The 15,195-nt window shown below is 58.9% G+C and carries 14 protein-coding genes; 6 read left to right on the top strand and 8 right to left on the bottom strand.

The features are described from left to right. Positions 1-121 precede the first annotated feature (121 nt). Complete coding sequence (locus AC2FIB_RS11335) at positions 122-1,249, bottom strand: Hint domain-containing protein (protein WP_496736818.1); 1,128 nt, start codon at positions 1,247-1,249, stop codon at positions 122-124. Between the two features lie 146 nt (positions 1,250-1,395). Then, positions 1,396-2,373: a methylmalonyl Co-A mutase-associated GTPase MeaB gene (gene meaB / locus AC2FIB_RS11340; RefSeq protein WP_282169410.1), complete on the bottom strand. Its 978-nt coding sequence runs from the start codon at positions 2,371-2,373 to the stop codon at positions 1,396-1,398. Positions 2,374-2,598: 225 nt separating this feature from the next. Between meaB and hrpB the strand changes: the two genes are divergently transcribed. The 3 genes from hrpB (at position 2,599) to AC2FIB_RS11355 (ending at position 7,174) form a co-directional block, all read left to right on the top strand. Further along, positions 2,599-5,034 (top strand): ATP-dependent helicase HrpB, encoded by a 2,436-nt coding sequence (gene hrpB, locus AC2FIB_RS11345; protein ID WP_496736816.1) that lies wholly within the window; start codon positions 2,599-2,601, stop codon positions 5,032-5,034. Positions 5,035-5,144: 110 nt separating this feature from the next. Beyond that, positions 5,145-5,603, top strand: a complete 459-nt coding sequence (locus tag AC2FIB_RS11350; protein WP_108861772.1) for an NUDIX hydrolase — start codon at positions 5,145-5,147, stop codon at positions 5,601-5,603. Between the two features lie 92 nt (positions 5,604-5,695). Next, entirely contained in the window at positions 5,696-7,174 is a 1,479-nt protein-coding gene (locus tag AC2FIB_RS11355; RefSeq protein WP_282153507.1) for an inorganic phosphate transporter, read from the top strand. Between the two features lie 11 nt (positions 7,175-7,185). Here AC2FIB_RS11355 and AC2FIB_RS11360 read toward each other — a convergent pair whose 3' ends face one another. From AC2FIB_RS11360 to AC2FIB_RS11370, 3 genes are all read right to left on the bottom strand, one after another. Continuing rightward, positions 7,186-8,160: a 2-dehydropantoate 2-reductase gene (locus AC2FIB_RS11360; protein WP_496736814.1), complete on the bottom strand. Its 975-nt coding sequence runs from the start codon at positions 8,158-8,160 to the stop codon at positions 7,186-7,188. A 67-nt stretch (positions 8,161-8,227) separates the two neighbouring features. After that, the gene (locus tag AC2FIB_RS11365; protein ID WP_282169148.1) at positions 8,228-9,178 is read right to left on the bottom strand and encodes a pirin family protein; all 951 of its coding nucleotides are present in this window, start codon (positions 9,176-9,178) and stop codon (positions 8,228-8,230) included. Between the two features lie 111 nt (positions 9,179-9,289). Continuing rightward, positions 9,290-10,129, bottom strand: coding sequence for a phytanoyl-CoA dioxygenase family protein (locus AC2FIB_RS11370; protein WP_058272224.1), 840 nt, complete (start codon positions 10,127-10,129; stop codon positions 9,290-9,292). A gap of 187 nt (positions 10,130-10,316) precedes the next feature. Here AC2FIB_RS11370 and AC2FIB_RS11375 point away from each other — a divergent pair, with 187 nt between their 5' ends. Both AC2FIB_RS11375 and AC2FIB_RS11380 read left to right on the top strand, forming a co-directional pair. After that, positions 10,317-10,805 carry a peptidase associated/transthyretin-like domain-containing protein gene (locus AC2FIB_RS11375; RefSeq protein WP_058272225.1) on the top strand — a complete coding sequence of 163 codons (489 nt, stop codon included), beginning with the start codon at positions 10,317-10,319 and terminating at the stop codon, positions 10,803-10,805. A 47-nt stretch (positions 10,806-10,852) separates the two neighbouring features. After that, the gene (locus AC2FIB_RS11380) at positions 10,853-11,410 is read left to right on the top strand and encodes a ferric reductase-like transmembrane domain-containing protein (RefSeq protein ID WP_109313404.1); all 558 of its coding nucleotides are present in this window, start codon (positions 10,853-10,855) and stop codon (positions 11,408-11,410) included. Positions 11,411-11,442: 32 nt separating this feature from the next. On the opposite strand, the gene AC2FIB_RS11385 is transcribed toward AC2FIB_RS11380, so the two are convergent. The 3 genes from AC2FIB_RS11385 to AC2FIB_RS11395 are packed head-to-tail and all read right to left on the bottom strand — an operon-like array spanning position 11,443 to position 13,945. Further along, positions 11,443-11,790, bottom strand: a complete 348-nt coding sequence (locus AC2FIB_RS11385; RefSeq protein ID WP_496736800.1) for a 5-carboxymethyl-2-hydroxymuconate Delta-isomerase — start codon at positions 11,788-11,790, stop codon at positions 11,443-11,445. A gap of 12 nt (positions 11,791-11,802) precedes the next feature. Next, a complete protein-coding gene (gene argF / locus AC2FIB_RS11390; RefSeq protein ID WP_058272227.1) occupies positions 11,803-12,729 on the bottom strand; it encodes an ornithine carbamoyltransferase in 927 nt (308 codons plus the stop codon). Positions 12,730-12,757: 28 nt separating this feature from the next. After that, positions 12,758-13,945: an aspartate aminotransferase family protein gene (locus AC2FIB_RS11395; RefSeq protein ID WP_496736798.1), complete on the bottom strand. Its 1,188-nt coding sequence runs from the start codon at positions 13,943-13,945 to the stop codon at positions 12,758-12,760. Between the two features lie 292 nt (positions 13,946-14,237). Between AC2FIB_RS11395 and AC2FIB_RS11400 the strand changes: the two genes are divergently transcribed. Then, positions 14,238-15,122, top strand: a complete 885-nt coding sequence (locus AC2FIB_RS11400; RefSeq protein WP_496736796.1) for a DMT family transporter — start codon at positions 14,238-14,240, stop codon at positions 15,120-15,122. The last annotated feature ends 73 nt before the right edge of the window (positions 15,123-15,195 follow it).

Here is a 15,195-nt window from a genome sequence, read left to right on the forward strand (position 1 = left end):
TTTAGACCGGAGTCGCCTGCCTGATCGGGTAATCTCATTCAGTCACGTGTTCAGGGCGGGTTCAACATGGCTGCTTTTATGGAATTTAAACATCCGAGGGGCGTCCCCTAGGCGTCGTATCCTAAAGCAGTGGTTTTTCATTCTTCAGATGCCGCGCCACGAGGCGCGCCTGTTGGGGACCTTTGGGGATATACCGGGCCGGGTTGGGATTGTGGTTCATATCCGCCAATTCCGGAAAGATATCGAATATCTCACGCCGAGCTTCAAGGCTAAGGGCCTTGAGGGCCTCAGGCCCGGTAAACAGGCTTTCGCTTGGGGCATTTTCGGCAAAGATAACCTCGTGCCGGTCAAAAAGCAGGTGGTAATATTCGACACTGTCCACCGTATCATCGACGAATATGCCTGGCAGGGTGGTCAGTTTTATCGCTGGAATCAGAACTTCGGGTTCTCCAAACATCCGTTCAGCGATTTTCGACTGCACCAGCATTCTGTGCTGCCGTGACACCAGCAGGTCTCGTTTGGGCAACCCATTGCCCAGCGCGCCTGCCAATATGCGGACGGGGCGACGTTTCGGATCGCGCGCCAATGCCACAGAGCCAAATTTACGACGCCCGATCCAGCGGACCGGCTGCATCCCGTTGCCCTGCGTTGGGATCATATCCCCCTGCCGAAGATCCTGAATAAGGACCGGACCACGTTGTGCTTGAATTACTGTATCGCGGGTAAAGCACAAAAAGCCTGTGCCGGACTCAAACCCGCTATAGTTGACCACGATCCCCGAGGGTAATTCGAAGCTGCCGTTGGACAGCGAATAGGATTGTCCGACAACAACGGTGAACGTACCGAAATTGTCGTCTGTTACAGTGGTGCCAACCGGAAGGTTCAGCGCGTCCTGCCCGCCGCCGCCCCGTACATCCCCGGCGACTTGGGTTCGGATAAAGTTCAGGGTATCATTACCCTGCCCCAAACGGATATTGCCGACGCCAACGTCGAAAACCGAGACGGTATCCGCATCGCGGCCCGCATTGATCTGCCCATCGATCTGGGCTTTGGACACGGTGATTTCATCGTTTCCGGCGTTGCCGCGTACGCTTCCGGAAATAGTACTGCTTACAATCGTGATCTCATCGGCGCCGCCGCGGGCGCGAATATCATCAATGGGCGTGCCTTGGGGCGTACCGTTCAGCGTACCTTCGTCGCCGGTGACTTCGATATCGTCGTCACCATTTGTCCCACGTATATTGGGCATGTACGGCTTTCTCCGACGCGTTCATTTGTTGATTTGCGCACCATCGAGACTACCGCCTTGCTCTCGAAATTGCACAATCAGAAATTGCATCCTTGCCCATAATACATGATTTTGGCGTACCCTCCACCACTGACACCAACAGGCGTCTAGTGTGTTGCCAGGATACTAAGCATTCGATCCGCAGCCGCCGTCGGGCTGAGATTGCCTGCGCCAACGGCGGCCCCAAGGCGATCCATTTCTGCGCGGGCGGTCGGCGTATCCAACCGCGATAGCAGCGCGTAACGCAACTCCTGATCGAACCAGAACCGCGCTTGCGCCGCGCGGTTGCCATCCCAATGGCCGTTTTCACGCCGCCAGCCTGACAGGGTGGTCATTTCGTCCCAGGCTTGGTCAAGTCCATGTTCCTCGACCGCGGAAACGGTCATCGCTTTGGGAAAACCTTCTGGGTCCTGCGGGCGTTTTCGCAGCAGGCGCAAAGCCCCCGCATAGTCGGCACAGGTGCGGGTGGCCGTGGCTTTCAGATCTCCATCCGCCTTGTTCACGAGGATCATGTCGGCCATTTCCATGATGCCGCGTTTGACCCCCTGCAACTCATCCCCGCCCGCAGGAGCGAGCAGCAGCAGAAACAGATCGGACATTTCAGAAACGACGGTCTCGGACTGCCCGACCCCTACAGTTTCAATCAGCACCACGTCGAATCCCGCCGCCTCGCACAGGGCAATCGCCTCACGTGTACGGCGAGCCACGCCGCCCAAATGGGATTGGCTGGGGGATGGGCGGATAAAGGCGTTCTTCTCGCGACTCAACCGCTCCATCCGGGTTTTGTCGCCCAGAATAGATCCACCTGAACGGGTCGAGCTGGGGTCGACGGCCAGGACCGCAACGCGCAAGCCCTGCTCGATCAGCATCATGCCAAAGCTTTCGATAAAGGTGGATTTGCCCACCCCCGGAGTACCGGACAACCCAACGCGCAGGGATTGCCGCCCGGCCTTGGCCAAATGCGCCAGCAATTCAGACGCCTGCGCCCGATGATCGGCGCGGCCACTTTCTACCAGAGTGATTGCCCGGGCCAGCGCACGCCGGTCTCCGTCCAAAATCTTATCACCTAGGCTGTCCATATCCATTCCGACCCCGATCTTTTGCGGCACGACTACTTGCCGCCCCGACAGGTGATTTGTCCAGACCGGACCGCGAAGGAAACCTGCCCGATACCTGCATTTCGCACCTATGTGTTGCTGTTGATCCTCTTTGACCGGACCGCTGTTGGCTCTATGCCGTAGCGGCGCGATCATCGTCATTGGGAAACAGCGGAACTGGACGTTGCGCCGTGGTTGGCTGATAAAGCGCCAATGACAACACACCTGCCCATTGATGACGCCATCCCCGAATTGCTTGACGCCCTGAAGGCCAATGGCCGGGCCGTTTTGCAAGCCCCTCCGGGCGCAGGCAAGACAACGCGGGTGCCTCTTGCGATGCTCGAGGCCGGGTTGCGCGACAGCAAGATCATAATGCTCGAACCCCGAAGGCTTGCTGCGCGTGCCGCGGCAGAGCGGATGGCTGAAACACTGGGACAACGTGCAGGCGAAACCGTTGGTTACCGCGTGCGGGGCGATGCGAAAACCTCAAAAACAACCCAAATCGAAGTGGTGACCGAAGGTATTCTGACCCGAATGCTGCAATCTGAACCGGATCTGCCCGGCGTCGGCGCGGTGATTTTTGACGAGTTTCACGAACGATCTTTGAACGCTGATCTCGGGCTTGCCCTGTGCCTTGAGGTTACGGGCGCACTACGCGACGACCTGATCCTGCTGGCGATGTCCGCCACACTCGACGCCGAACCCGTCGGCCAACTGATGGACGCGCCGGTGGTGACGTCCGAAGGGCGCAGTTACCCGGTTGAAACACGTTGGCTGGACCGGCCACTGGGTGCGCAGGCGCGACGCCTGGACGCCCTGATTGATCTGGTCGTCCAGGCCGAGCGTGAAACCGAGGGCGGCATGCTCGTGTTTCTGCCCGGCGAAGGCGAAATCCGCAGGGCCGAGGCCGCGCTATCCAAACGGTTAACCGGCAATTGCGCAGTTAAACCTCTGTTCGGCGCAATGCCCTTTGCCGCTCAGCGCGTAGCAATCTCGCCAGCCGAGACAGGGCGCAAGGTCGTGCTCGCGACGTCAATCGCCGAGACCTCGCTGACCATTCCCGACATCCGCGTGGTTGTGGATATGGGTCAGGCGCGCCGGGCGCGGTTCGATCCGGGCTCTGGCATGTCGCGGCTGGTCACGGAACGGGTGACGCGGGCCGAAGCAACCCAACGCGCCGGTCGTGCAGGGCGCGTAGCCGAGGGCGTGTGTTACCGGCTTTGGTCCAAAGGTGAAGAAGGTGCGCTGGCCGCCTACCCCCCTGCCGAAATCGAAGCCGCCGACCTGACGGGCCTTGCGCTGGAACTGGCGCTTTGGGGGGCCGAACCAGATGAGCTCGCCTTCCTGACACCGCCACCCGAAGGAACGATGGCCGAGGCCCGCACATTGCTGAACATGCTGGGTGCGTTGGATGCAAAAGGGCGGATCACCGACCACGGACGGGCCTTGGCTTCGCTACCCCTGCATCCTCGGCTGGGGCATATGCTGGTGACTGCCGGGGAGAGTGCCGCTTCGTTGGCTGCGCTGATGGCGGAACGTGATCCGCTAAAGGGCGCTCCGGTAGATCTGTTGCTGCGGCTTGAAGCATTGCGTGATGCCCGCGCCTTTCAACGCAACCGGGTGTGGCAGATCAACATGGGCGCGTTGGAACGGATCAAAGCCGAGAGCAAGCGGCTGAAGACTCGAAGCAGCAAGACAGACCTGAGCCCAGCCGCGATGGCCGCATTGGCCTATCCCGATCGCATTGGGCAACGCCGCAAAGGCGATGTGCCGCGTTACGTTCTGTCCGGCGGCAAGGGCGTCGTGCTGGACAACGGTGACACATTGGCGGCCGCGCCGTATCTTGTTGTGACAGATACGGACGGAAACCCGCGCGAAGCCAAGGTGCGCATGGCCGCACAAATCTCAGAGCGTGAAATCCGGGACCTGTTCGCGGATCAGATCGAATGGGTCGACAGCTGCGCGTGGTCGAAACGCGAGCGCCGGGTCATTGCGCGCACGCAGGAACGCCTTGGCGCAATCACTCTGGATGACCGTATCTGGAAGGACGCGCCGGACGAGGCCATCGCCCGCGCCATGCTGGACGGAGTGCGTGATCTGGGATTGCGGCTGGACGGGGCCGCGGCACGATTGGCGGCACGGGTGGAACTAGTACGCGCCGAAGGGATCGACCTGCCGGACTTTTCATTGGGCGGGCTGATGGCCGATCTGGACGACTGGCTGCTACCCATGCTGTCAGGTCAGCGCAATGCAGACGACTGGAAAAAGTTCGACCTGCTGCCCGCCCTGCGCGCCCGGCTGGACTGGTCCCAAACGCAGGAGCTGGACCGCCGCGCGCCGGGATCATTTGAAACACCGCTGGGCCGCAATGTGCCGATTGAGTATGGCGGATCGGTGCCCGAGATTTCGGTCCGCCTGCAGGAACTGTTCGGTGTCACCCGGCATCCGGTTATCGGGGGCGAGGCACTCAAGATCACTCTGCTGTCCCCTGCGCGGCGACCAATCCAGATCACGCGCGATCTGCCGGGATTTTGGGCTGGATCTTACGCGGATGTGCGCAAGGACATGCGCGCGCAATATCCCAAACACCCCTGGCCCGAGGATCCGACGCAGGCCGATCCAACCTTGCGGGCCAAGCGGCGGACCTGACGTTCGTTTGCTTCAGAAAGTGCGTTCGTTCAATAGATGCATTGAAGCCCTAGTTTATAGTTGTTATGTCACTTTTCCTTGAACCTAAGAAAAGTACTGGCACTTAATCGATGGCATCTTGGCTGAACAATATCTGGGAAGAAGTTGGCAAACCCTTCTTTCAACGCCCACACAGGGTACAGTTTGCAGCCTTGTGCGTGCGCGGAACCGGCGACGACAAAAAAGTTCTGTTGATCACCAGCCGTGGCACAGGCCGTTGGGTCATCCCAAAGGGATGGCCAATTGACGGCATGGACGGGGCCGAGACTGCCAAAGAAGAAGCATGGGAAGAAGCCGGCGTAAAAGTGAAACACCTGGGCCGCAAAGCCGTCGGACATTTCACCTATGACAAGATTCTGGATGATGGCACAGCCCAGCCCGTACGCACCAATGTGTATCGCATAGATGTCAAAGATCTGGCCGAGGAATTCCCCGAGGTCAGCGAGCGTGAACGGCGCTGGTTCTCGCCGAAAGAGGCCGCAGAGCTGGTGCAAGAGCCGGAACTGCGCGAAATGCTGCGGCAAATGTAACGCTTTCGCAACAAACTTCTGTGAGGCCGGTTGCCACAAGACCGGGCAACCGTTAACCGCGCCGGTTAAACCGTATCACCCACAGAAAACCGATGTCGAACACGAACAATAAAAACCGCTGGCAAGCCCTGGACAGCGATCTGCACCGAATTTCCCGCCTTGAGCATGCGAACGTACACGTGGCGCGGCCGCTGCTTGCGCCGGGCATCGCACTGGCCTTCATAGTCATTGCCGGATTGATTGCTGCGATACTATTCGGTCGGGCAGACGGTGGGCTGATCGTCATCGCGGCTGCTGGTTTTGGTGCCTACATGGCAATCAACATCGGCGCCAACGACGTTGCCAACAACATGGGCCCTGCGGTCGGTGCCAACGCCCTGACCATGGGTGGGGCAATTGCCATCGCCGCAGTCGCGGAAAGCGCGGGGGCCCTGCTGGCGGGCGGAGACGTGGTCTCGACCATCTCCAAGGGCATCATCGACCCTGCCTCAGTCCAAAATAGCTCGGTCTTTATCTGGGCGATGATGGCAGCGCTGATCTCATCGGCGATGTGGGTCAACCTGGCAACATGGGTCGGCGCGCCTGTTTCCACAACGCATTCGGTCGTTGGCGGCGTGATGGGGGCTGGTATCGCAGCAGCAGGCCTTAGCGCAGTCAGCTGGGGCACGATGAGCGCGATTGCCGCCAGTTGGGTGATCTCTCCGGTTCTGGGCGGCGCGATTGCTGCCGGATTTCTGGCGCTGATCAAGGCGAAAATTCAGTATCAAGACGACAAAATTGCCGCGGCCCGTCGCTGGGTGCCTATTCTGGTGGCTGTGATGGCTGGCGCATTTGCCACCTATCTCTCTGTCAAAGGCCTGAAGCGGATCGTTAAAATCGATCTGGAAATCGCGCTACTGATCGGTCTGACCTCGGGCATTCTGGCTTGGGCCGTGACCGTGCCTTGGGTTCGCCGCAAATCCGAAGGGCTGGAAAACCGCACCAAATCTCTGAAAGTTTTGTTTGGGTTGCCTCTGGTCATCTCGGCCGGTTTTCTGAGCTTTGCACATGGTGCCAACGACGTCGCCAATGCTGTCGGCCCGCTGGCCGCGATTGTGCACGCCGCTGAATTTGGCGATTTTGCCTCGAAAGTCACGATCCCGACATGGGTAATGGTGATCGGTGCCTTTGGGATTTCGTTCGGCCTGTTCCTGTTTGGTCCCAAGCTTATCAGGATGGTGGGTAGCCAGATCACCAAACTGAACCCGATGCGTGCATTCTGCGTCGCTTTGTCGGCGGCAATCACAGTGATCGTTGCAAGCTGGCTTGGGTTGCCGGTCAGCTCGACCCACATCGCGGTGGGTGCGGTGTTCGGCGTCGGGTTTTATCGTGAATGGAATCAGGATCGCCGACGAAAGCAAAGTAATGATCGTCGTCCGCCCGAGTTGCGGCTGGCCCGTGAAGAGCAGCGGCGGCGCAAGTTGGTCCGGCGGTCGCATTTCATGACCATTATTGCCGCGTGGGTGATTACCGTCCCAGCGGCGGCTACAATGTCAGCCGTTATCTTCTGGATTCTGACGGCGTTCACCTGAATGTAATCAAGTCACGGGGTGATCTGATCCGGTGACAGACTTACATTCGGCTTCTGTTCGATCAGAGCCTGTACCCTTGCGCAAATCGGTGCAGGCCGCCCATATTGCTTGCCCAGTCGGACAATCTCACCTTGCAGACTGTCGATTTCCGTCACGCGCCCCGCCGCGAGGTCATAGGCCATCGACGTGCGCGCGCTTGGGTCGATGGTCAGCATGCGCGCGGCGATCCGGGCGAACAGTGGCGTAGGAAGGCGAAGGATATGCGGCGTCATCCAAGCGGGCAAAGGCGTGGTTGATGCGACAGGGTGGCCTGCGGCCTGAAGTACCCTCAAAGCCTCAGCCATCTGGTCGGCCATCAGGCGACGCCACTTGCGATCCAGCAATTGATTTTTCAACGTCAGCCCCGACAATGCGTTCAATGCGTTGTTCAGGTTGATAACCAGCTTACCCCATTGCACGGCTTCGATCTCATCGCTTTCGGTCACCGGCAGGTTAGGTGAGCTAAGTGCTTGCCCCAAACGGCCCGGGCCGGACTGGATCACGATATCGCCGGAAGTGGCGCGGTGAAAGCTGGCGGGCTGGGGCGGCACGACGTTGAAGGGCACCATTCCCGCGCGAACGTCATGATCGGGAAGCGCCGCCCGCAGCACCCGGGCGTTTTCCATCCCGTTCTGCCAGGACAACACCGGCGCAGAGGCCGGGGCGAACCGCGCGATCTGTTCTGCCATATCCGCCGTGGCCGCGGCCTTGACGGCCACGATCACCAACTCTGCGTCTTTCAGGCAATCGGGGGTTTCGGACATCGTCAGCGTCTCGGCCTCCACATGAAGGTGCAGGCCGGAAAAGTCAGTGACGGTCAGGCCCTCCTCACGGATTGGGTCAAGAATGCGTGGGCGACCCAACAGCGTGACCGAGTGACCGGCATCAGCCAAAAAGGCTCCGCAATAACATCCAATGCTGCCCGCGCCTGCGATTATGATCTTCATGGCGACCCTCCCGTTGAGGCGAGGATTGCCGGTATCGCAAGTTCGGACAAGGCCCCCTGACGTCTGGTTAACGTGCCCGTCTTGGGCTTGTGCGCTCCAACTCGTCGGAAATCGGAATGAACTCCTGATCATCGCCGGGGGGCAGGTGGAAGGCACCGTTGGCCCAATCTGCGGCTTTCCATTCACGAGTGGCGTTTTCGATTTTTTCCTTCGAAGAGGACACGAAATTCCACCAGATATAGCGATCCTCATTCAATGTGGCCCCGCCCAGCAGCATCAACCGCGCGCCAAACGGACCCGCCTTGACCGAAAGGCGATCGCCCGGGCGGAACACCATCATGCGACCTTCCTCGAACGTGTCGCCCGCAATCTCAACCGATCCCTGAATGACATAAACCCCGCGATCTTCGTGGTCGTCGGGCAATGGAAAGGCGGCGCCGGGTTCAAGTTGCACGTCCAGATAGAAGGTTTCCGACAGCATCGTCACCGGGCTGGTTTCGCCATAAGCCGAACCAAGGATTAGCCGGGCACTGACGCCATTGTCCTTGATATGCGGCAGCGCGCCCTGCTTGTGGTGCTCAAAATCCGGGGCCATGTCCTCGTACACCTCAGGCAGTGCAATCCAGGTCTGAACACCGAACAGGCTGTGCCGCTTAGCCCGCGTTTCTTCACTGGTACGTTCCGAATGGGTCACGCCGCGGCCAGCCACCATCCAGTTCACTTCACCTGGATAGATCATCTGATGGGTGCCAAGGCTGTCGCGATGCTCAAACTCGCCCTGATACAGGTAGGTCACTGTACCCAAGCCGATATGAGGGTGCGGCCGCACGTCGATGCCACCGTCGGTGATGAACTCGGCGGGGCCCACCTGATCGAAAAAGATGAACGGGCCGACTAATTGCCGTTTGAGCGAGGGCAACGCGCGCCGCACTTCGAAACCGCCCAGATCACGGGCACGAGGGATGATCAGTGTCTCCAGGGGCGAATTCTTGGGGTTTTGGGTAGGATTCCAACTCATGCCTGCTCTCCCGCGATCAGTTCATTCGGTTCACTGATGTAGGTTAGGCCTGACATACTCGCCTTTCAATTTGCAGAAACGCACAGAACGGGTGCGGACCCGGACCATACATCAGGCACGGCGCGGCCAAAGCTGCGGGAAAAACGCCCCATCAATTCGATCACCTTCGCGATATCCTTCGGCTTCGAACTGCGCCCGTTCATCCTTGGCCCAGTCCCCCCGATACCGGATCCTGCCATCCGGAGCGGTCATCCGCAGCGTAAACCGGCGTACCGTTTCCGTTGGGGTGACTGATGACAGCCCACCGTGCAATGTGCGCATGTCGAAGAAGATGCAGTCGCCCAGATTCATATCCCATTGTAAAAGATCGAATGCACCCGGATCGGCATTGACGTCAGGCGGCGGGTGATAGGTCAACCCTGCAACTTCGGTGGGTTCGTAGCTGGGATGCCCGTCGGCGAACCTGACCCGCATGAACAGCTTGTCCCACAGATGCGAGCCTTTGACGAAGGCGATACCGTTTTCTTTGGTAACCGGCTCAAGCGGCAACCACAGGACGCACATCGTGCCTTCGAAGTCGAAATAGGACAGGTCCTGATGAAACGGTGGACGCGAAGTTGATCCAGCCTCGCGCAGGAACCAGTTGTCCATGACAAGATTGATCGATGGTGCACCCAGCAACTGTGCGGCAAGCGGAGCACAAGGTGAGTTGTGAACGAATTGCGTGAATTGCGGGATTTTATTCCAAGCCCAGTAGTCCTCGAAATAGGCAGGTGCGCGAGGGTCCTTGGTATGGCGGGTGAAATTATCGGTTGGGCGGGCCAAATCCGCGTCGATACCGTCTCGCAAAAGTGCCAGCCAATCCTCTGAGAACCTGGAGCGCAGCACAACCGCACCGTCGCGCTTGAACGCCTTGATTTCTTCGTCTGAGACAACGTCTTCGACAATCATAGTGCAGGCCCCCCCGAACTGACGGATTTCAGGATGGCACCTGCGCGGGGGCACGGTCAAAGGAATTCACAATTTGTCACCCCCGCCGCGCGACCCCTCGGAAACTGAAACAATCGTGCTATCTTTCCGCTGAAAGGATGCCCGGCATTGTCGAGGCGTGGTGAAACACTTGAAAAGAGAGGTTTGCATGCCTGGTCTTACGTTCTCTCGTCGTTCTTTGGTTTTGGCGTCTGGGGCTGTTCTGGCAACGGGTGCGACAGGCTTTTTGGTGCCAGCGCGCGCAAGTGGTGTGGCCCCCACCGCATCCATGCGCGGAGGGTCCAACAATTACCGTCCCGGCGCGCCCATCGTTGACCGGATTGGCGGCGGCGGGTTCTGGATGACCGGAACAGTGCGACGCGCCGGGGACGGTGCCCCCCTGCCCGGTCAGCGCATCCAGATCTGGGCGCATACGACGGAAGGCCACGAACGCGACCCGCAGAGCCACGGCGCAACTCTGACCGATGCCAATGGCGAGTTCCGACTGGAGATGCCGCAGATCGTACCCGCCTTTGGCCAGCCACACGGCCATCTAGCTTATGACAGTGGTGAGTTCGAAACGGTTTTCCTGCGCCCAATTATGGGCAGCTCCAAGGACAAAACCTTGGCCGCGCATTTCGTTCTGCAGCCTGCCTAACGACAGTGCGTCGAAGCCTAGTAATCTGGACCTTTGTGATCCTTGCCATGGCCGTACCGATTATCGCGGCTGCGGCGAGCCCTCAGCTGGCATGGCGTGAACCGATCTACATCACCGCCGGGTTTGCCGGTGTTATTTCAATGTGTCTGCTGTTGATGCAGCCGCTACTTGCGGGCCGTTTGTTGCCGGGGCTGACCCCGGTTGCCAGCCGCCATTGGCATAGGTGGTGTGGGCTGGCATTAGTTGCAGCCATTCTGATCCATGTCGGTGGTTTGTGGATCACCAGCCCGCCCGACGTTATTGACGCTCTGTTATTTGTTTCACCGACACCGTTTTCGGCTTGGGGTGTGATTGCGATGTGGGCCGCGTTCGGAGCCGCGTTTCTAGGTCTTTCTCGCAAGCGCCTTGGCTTAAGGTTTCGCGTCTGGAGGTTGGGGCATGCGAGCCTTGCGATCATCACCATTATTGGCAGCGTCGTACATGCCCTGATGATTGAAGGTACCATGGAGGTCATGACCAAGTGGGTATTGTGCGGTCTGGTCGTGTTGGCGAGCGTCGCGACGCTCGCCAAATTGCGGATTTGGGATATCAGGCGACCCACCTGAACAACACAGGATCTGTGACAACCGGACACTGGCTATGGCCCGGCCACCCGTTTCGCGTAGGAAGCGCGGTTCATCTGAACGTCTTGCACTGTGATACTGCCAACCTCGGGCAAGGCCGCCGACAGAACCTCTAATATGGCCACGGTAAGCTCAGAGCGCGTCGCCTCGTCACGACCCTGCATCAGCAGAAGCGTGGCGTGGACAAAGCTCTGGGGATCAGTGCCTAATCGGTAGTATCCTACCGGTGTCGCGCGAATTTTTATCGTTTCTGCGTCGAATTCAGGATGTTCGGCCAGAACGGCAAAAAGCTGATCGCAAATTGTCTGAATATCATGGACCTGCTCTATGCCTTTCGAAAACTCCAGTGTGACATGAGGCATGGTGGACTCCGTTCAGACGCCCAGACACCAGCGCATCACGGCCTTTTGCGCATGCAGACGGTTTTCGGCCTCGTCGAAGATGACCGAGTTGGGGCCGTCCATCACTTCGGATGTCGCTTCTTCTTCGCGGTGGGCAGGCAAGCAGTGCATGAACAGCGCGTCCGGTTTTGCATGTGACATCAGCTCGGCGTTGACCTGATAGGGGCGCAGCATGTTGTGGCGACGTTCCTTGGCGGACTGGGAATCGTGCATTGAAACCCAGGTATCGGCGACCACCAGATCGGCACCCTCAACCGCTTTATACGGGTCTCGTTCGACCACGATTTTCGAGCCCTTTTGACGGGCGAGCCCCATAAACTCTTCTTCCGGATCAAGCTGGGCCGGGCCGGTGAAAGTGAAATCAAACCCGAACTGACCCGCAGCATGTAGGAACGAGGCGCAAACATTGTTGCCGTCGCCGGTCCAGACTACTTTCTTGCCCGCAATCGGACCGCGGTGTTCCTCAAACGTCAGCACATCCGCCATGATCTGGCAGGGATGGGTGCGGTCAGTCAGGCCGTTAATGACTGGTACGTCCGAGTATTCAGACATCTCGGTCAGAATGGTCTCATCGAAGGTCCGGATCATGATCATGTCGACATAGCGCGACAGGACGCGGGCGGTGTCAGCGATGGTTTCACCGTGGCCCAACTGCATGTCTTTGCCCGACAGCACCATGGTCTGCCCCCCCATCTGACGCACGCCTACGTCAAATGACACGCGCGTTCTGGTAGACGGTTTTTCGAAGATCAGCGCGACCATACGGTCTTTCAGAGGCTGTTCGTCATCAAGTGCTGCCTTTGGGCGACCCAGGCGCGCCTGTTTCATAGCGCCCGCCTGATCAATCATGGTCCGCAGATCGCCCGCGTCGGTTTTATGGATATCGAGGAAATGGTTCATTTCAGTTCACTTTTCATTCGGGTGTGCCTTAGGCCGAGGCCATTGACTCTTCGACCTGCGCAGCGGCTTTGTCGAGGCGGATCAGGGCTTGTGCGATATCGTCTTCTGTCAATGTCAGGGGCGGAAGCAGGCGGATCACGTTATCGGCAGCGGGGACGGTAATGACCTCATTGTCATAACCGGCGTTGACCATGTTGATATTGGGCGCTTTGCACTTCAGGCCCAGCATCAGTCCTGTTCCGCGCACTTCTTCGAAAACCTCCGGGTGCTCGGCGATTAGCCCTTCGAGCTTCTGGCGCAGCATCCCGGCCTTGCGGTTGACGCCCTCTAGGAATGCAGGCGTTGCCACCTGATCAATGACGGCGCAACCCACGGCACAGCCCAGCGGGTTGCCACCATAGGTAGAGCCATGCGTGCCTGCCGTCATACCGCTGGCGGCGTCTTCCGTTGCCAGAACAGCACCCAGAGGGAAGCCGCCGCCGATGCCTTTGGCGACCATCATGATGTCCGGGGTAATTCCAGCCCATTCATGGGCGAACAGCTTGCCGGTACGACCTACTCCACATTGCACCTCATCGAGGATCAAAAGCAGGCCGTTGTCATCGCAAATCTGGCGCAAGGCTTTGAGCTCCGCGTCAGGGACGGGACGGATGCCGCCCTCGCCCTGCACGGGTTCGATCATGATCGCGGCGGTTTTATCGGTGATCGCATTGGTGACGCCATCGAGGTCGCCAAACGTGACATGAACAAAGCCCGGCAGCAGTGGACCGAAGCCCTTGGTCATCTTCTCAGACCCGGCAGCGGCAATACCAGCCGACGACCGGCCATGGAACGAGCCATCAAAGGTGATGATCTCGACCCGTTCGGGCTGATCCTTGTCATAGAAATACTTGCGGGCCATCTTGACCGCAAGTTCGCAAGACTCGGTGCCCGAGTTTGTGAAGAACACGGTATCGGCAAAGGTGTGCTCGACCAGTTTGTCGGCCAGGGCTTGCTGCTGCGGGATGTGGTAGAGGTTTGAAACATGCCACAGCGCGTGCGCCTGCTCGGTCAGGGCATTGACCAGCGCGGGATGGGCATGGCCCAAGGCATTCACGGCAATCCCAGCGCCCAGGTCCAGAAAACGTCGGCCATCCGCCTCGGTCAGCCAGGCGCCTTCACCCTTCACGAAAGTCAGGGGCGCGCGGTTATAGGTCGGCAGAACGGACGGGATCATGGGATCATCCTTTTCAGGTAGTTTGAGCCTTGTGAGTGATACACTCGGCCTGTGTTCGTCAACTGATTTGGTGGAAATTGCACCGATTTGAACAGCGCAAATAGATCAAAGAGGCCGGTTACGCGGCGAAGCGTCGGCGTCGGAGTCGCAGGATATGTGCTTTTTTGATCATGAGCCGCCGTATAGCGCTGCCCGAAGCATCTGAAAACCCTGAAATTGGCAACCAGCGAAAATACTTGGGTCGACGCATTTGCCGCTTGCCATTTGGCATGCGCTGACGCACCGCTGACATATGTTTGTCGCCAAAGCCCACAATCCGCCTCTTGCGGCAGTGCTGATAACCGTCGCCAGTGCGTTGCTGGCCGGGACCACCCTGCTGGCCAAAGCCTTGGGGACGGACACGTTGGGTCCTGCGCTGCATCCAATGCAGATCAGCCATGGGCGGTTTCTGTTTGCCTTTATCGTGATCGTCACCGCCGTCGGCGTGATGCGGCCGCGCTTGCAGCGTCCGCATTGGGGCCTGCATATTGGGCGTACAAGTTTCGGCTGGGTCGGTATTACGCTGATGTTCGCCTCGGTGGCATTCATCCCGATCGCGGATGCGACGGCGATTTCCTTTCTGAACCCGGTCTTTGCAATGGTGTTGGCAATCCCGTTGCTGAAAGAAGGCGTCGGCCCTTGGCGCTGGCTGGCGGCAGCGGTGGCGCTGGCTGGGGCGCTGATACTGTTGCGCCCGACACCCGATAGCTTTCAGCCAGCTGCCCTGTTGGCACTGACCGCAGCCGCAGTCATCGGGATGGAGCTCATATTCATCAAGAAACTCTCGGGTCGAGAAATCCCGATCCAGATCTTGCTGATAAACAACGCAATGGGCCTGACGATTGCCTCTGTCGCGGTGAGCTTTGTATTCCAGATGCCAACTCTAGAACAATGGGCAGCGCTGGCGGGTATCGGCGCGCTGATGGCCTGCGCGCAGGCGTGTTTTGTGAACGGCATGGCCCGGGCAGACGCCTCATTTGTTGCCCCAATCAGCTATGCGACGCTGATTTTCGCCGCTTTCTACGATTTCGCGATATTCGTCGTGATTCCGGACGGGATCAGTATGATCGGCTCAGCCATAATTCTGACCGGCGGGCTTATTCTTGTCTGGCGAGAAGCGCGGGCGCGGCAGGCCTGAAACTCCAAAAACTTTTCCTGACATGGCCCGGGGGCGACCTGTATGTCGCAAACTCCGAAGAACGAGGATTGAT

The sequence above is a fragment of the Ruegeria sp. YTSA072 genome (genome assembly GCF_059610285.1).

What these genes read in the sequence shown, in the direction of transcription:
- AC2FIB_RS11370 (WP_058272224.1), bottom strand. Translation starts at nt 10,129, where the DNA reads ATGATTGTCGAAGACGTTGTCTCAGACGAAGAAATCAAGGCGTTCAAG.
- AC2FIB_RS11395 (WP_496736798.1), bottom strand. Translation starts at nt 13,945, where the DNA reads ATGATCCCGTCCGTTCTGCCGACCTATAACCGCGCGCCCCTGACTTTC.
- AC2FIB_RS11365 (WP_282169148.1), bottom strand. Translation starts at nt 9,178, where the DNA reads ATGAGTTGGAATCCTACCCAAAACCCCAAGAATTCGCCCCTGGAGACA.
- AC2FIB_RS11385 (WP_496736800.1), bottom strand. Translation starts at nt 11,790, where the DNA reads ATGCCTCATGTCACACTGGAGTTTTCGAAAGGCATAGAGCAGGTCCAT.
- AC2FIB_RS11400 (WP_496736796.1), top strand. Translation starts at nt 14,238, where the DNA reads ATGTTTGTCGCCAAAGCCCACAATCCGCCTCTTGCGGCAGTGCTGATA.
- meaB (WP_282169410.1), bottom strand. Translation starts at nt 2,373, where the DNA reads ATGGATATGGACAGCCTAGGTGATAAGATTTTGGACGGAGACCGGCGT.
- hrpB (WP_496736816.1), top strand. Translation starts at nt 2,599, where the DNA reads ATGACAACACACCTGCCCATTGATGACGCCATCCCCGAATTGCTTGAC.
- AC2FIB_RS11355 (WP_282153507.1), top strand. Translation starts at nt 5,696, where the DNA reads ATGTCGAACACGAACAATAAAAACCGCTGGCAAGCCCTGGACAGCGAT.
- AC2FIB_RS11360 (WP_496736814.1), bottom strand. Translation starts at nt 8,160, where the DNA reads ATGAAGATCATAATCGCAGGCGCGGGCAGCATTGGATGTTATTGCGGA.
- AC2FIB_RS11335 (WP_496736818.1), bottom strand. Translation starts at nt 1,249, where the DNA reads ATGCCCAATATACGTGGGACAAATGGTGACGACGATATCGAAGTCACC.
- AC2FIB_RS11350 (WP_108861772.1), top strand. Translation starts at nt 5,145, where the DNA reads ATGGCATCTTGGCTGAACAATATCTGGGAAGAAGTTGGCAAACCCTTC.
- argF (WP_058272227.1), bottom strand. Translation starts at nt 12,729, where the DNA reads ATGAACCATTTCCTCGATATCCATAAAACCGACGCGGGCGATCTGCGG.
- AC2FIB_RS11380 (WP_109313404.1), top strand. Translation starts at nt 10,853, where the DNA reads ATGGCCGTACCGATTATCGCGGCTGCGGCGAGCCCTCAGCTGGCATGG.
- AC2FIB_RS11375 (WP_058272225.1), top strand. Translation starts at nt 10,317, where the DNA reads ATGCCTGGTCTTACGTTCTCTCGTCGTTCTTTGGTTTTGGCGTCTGGG.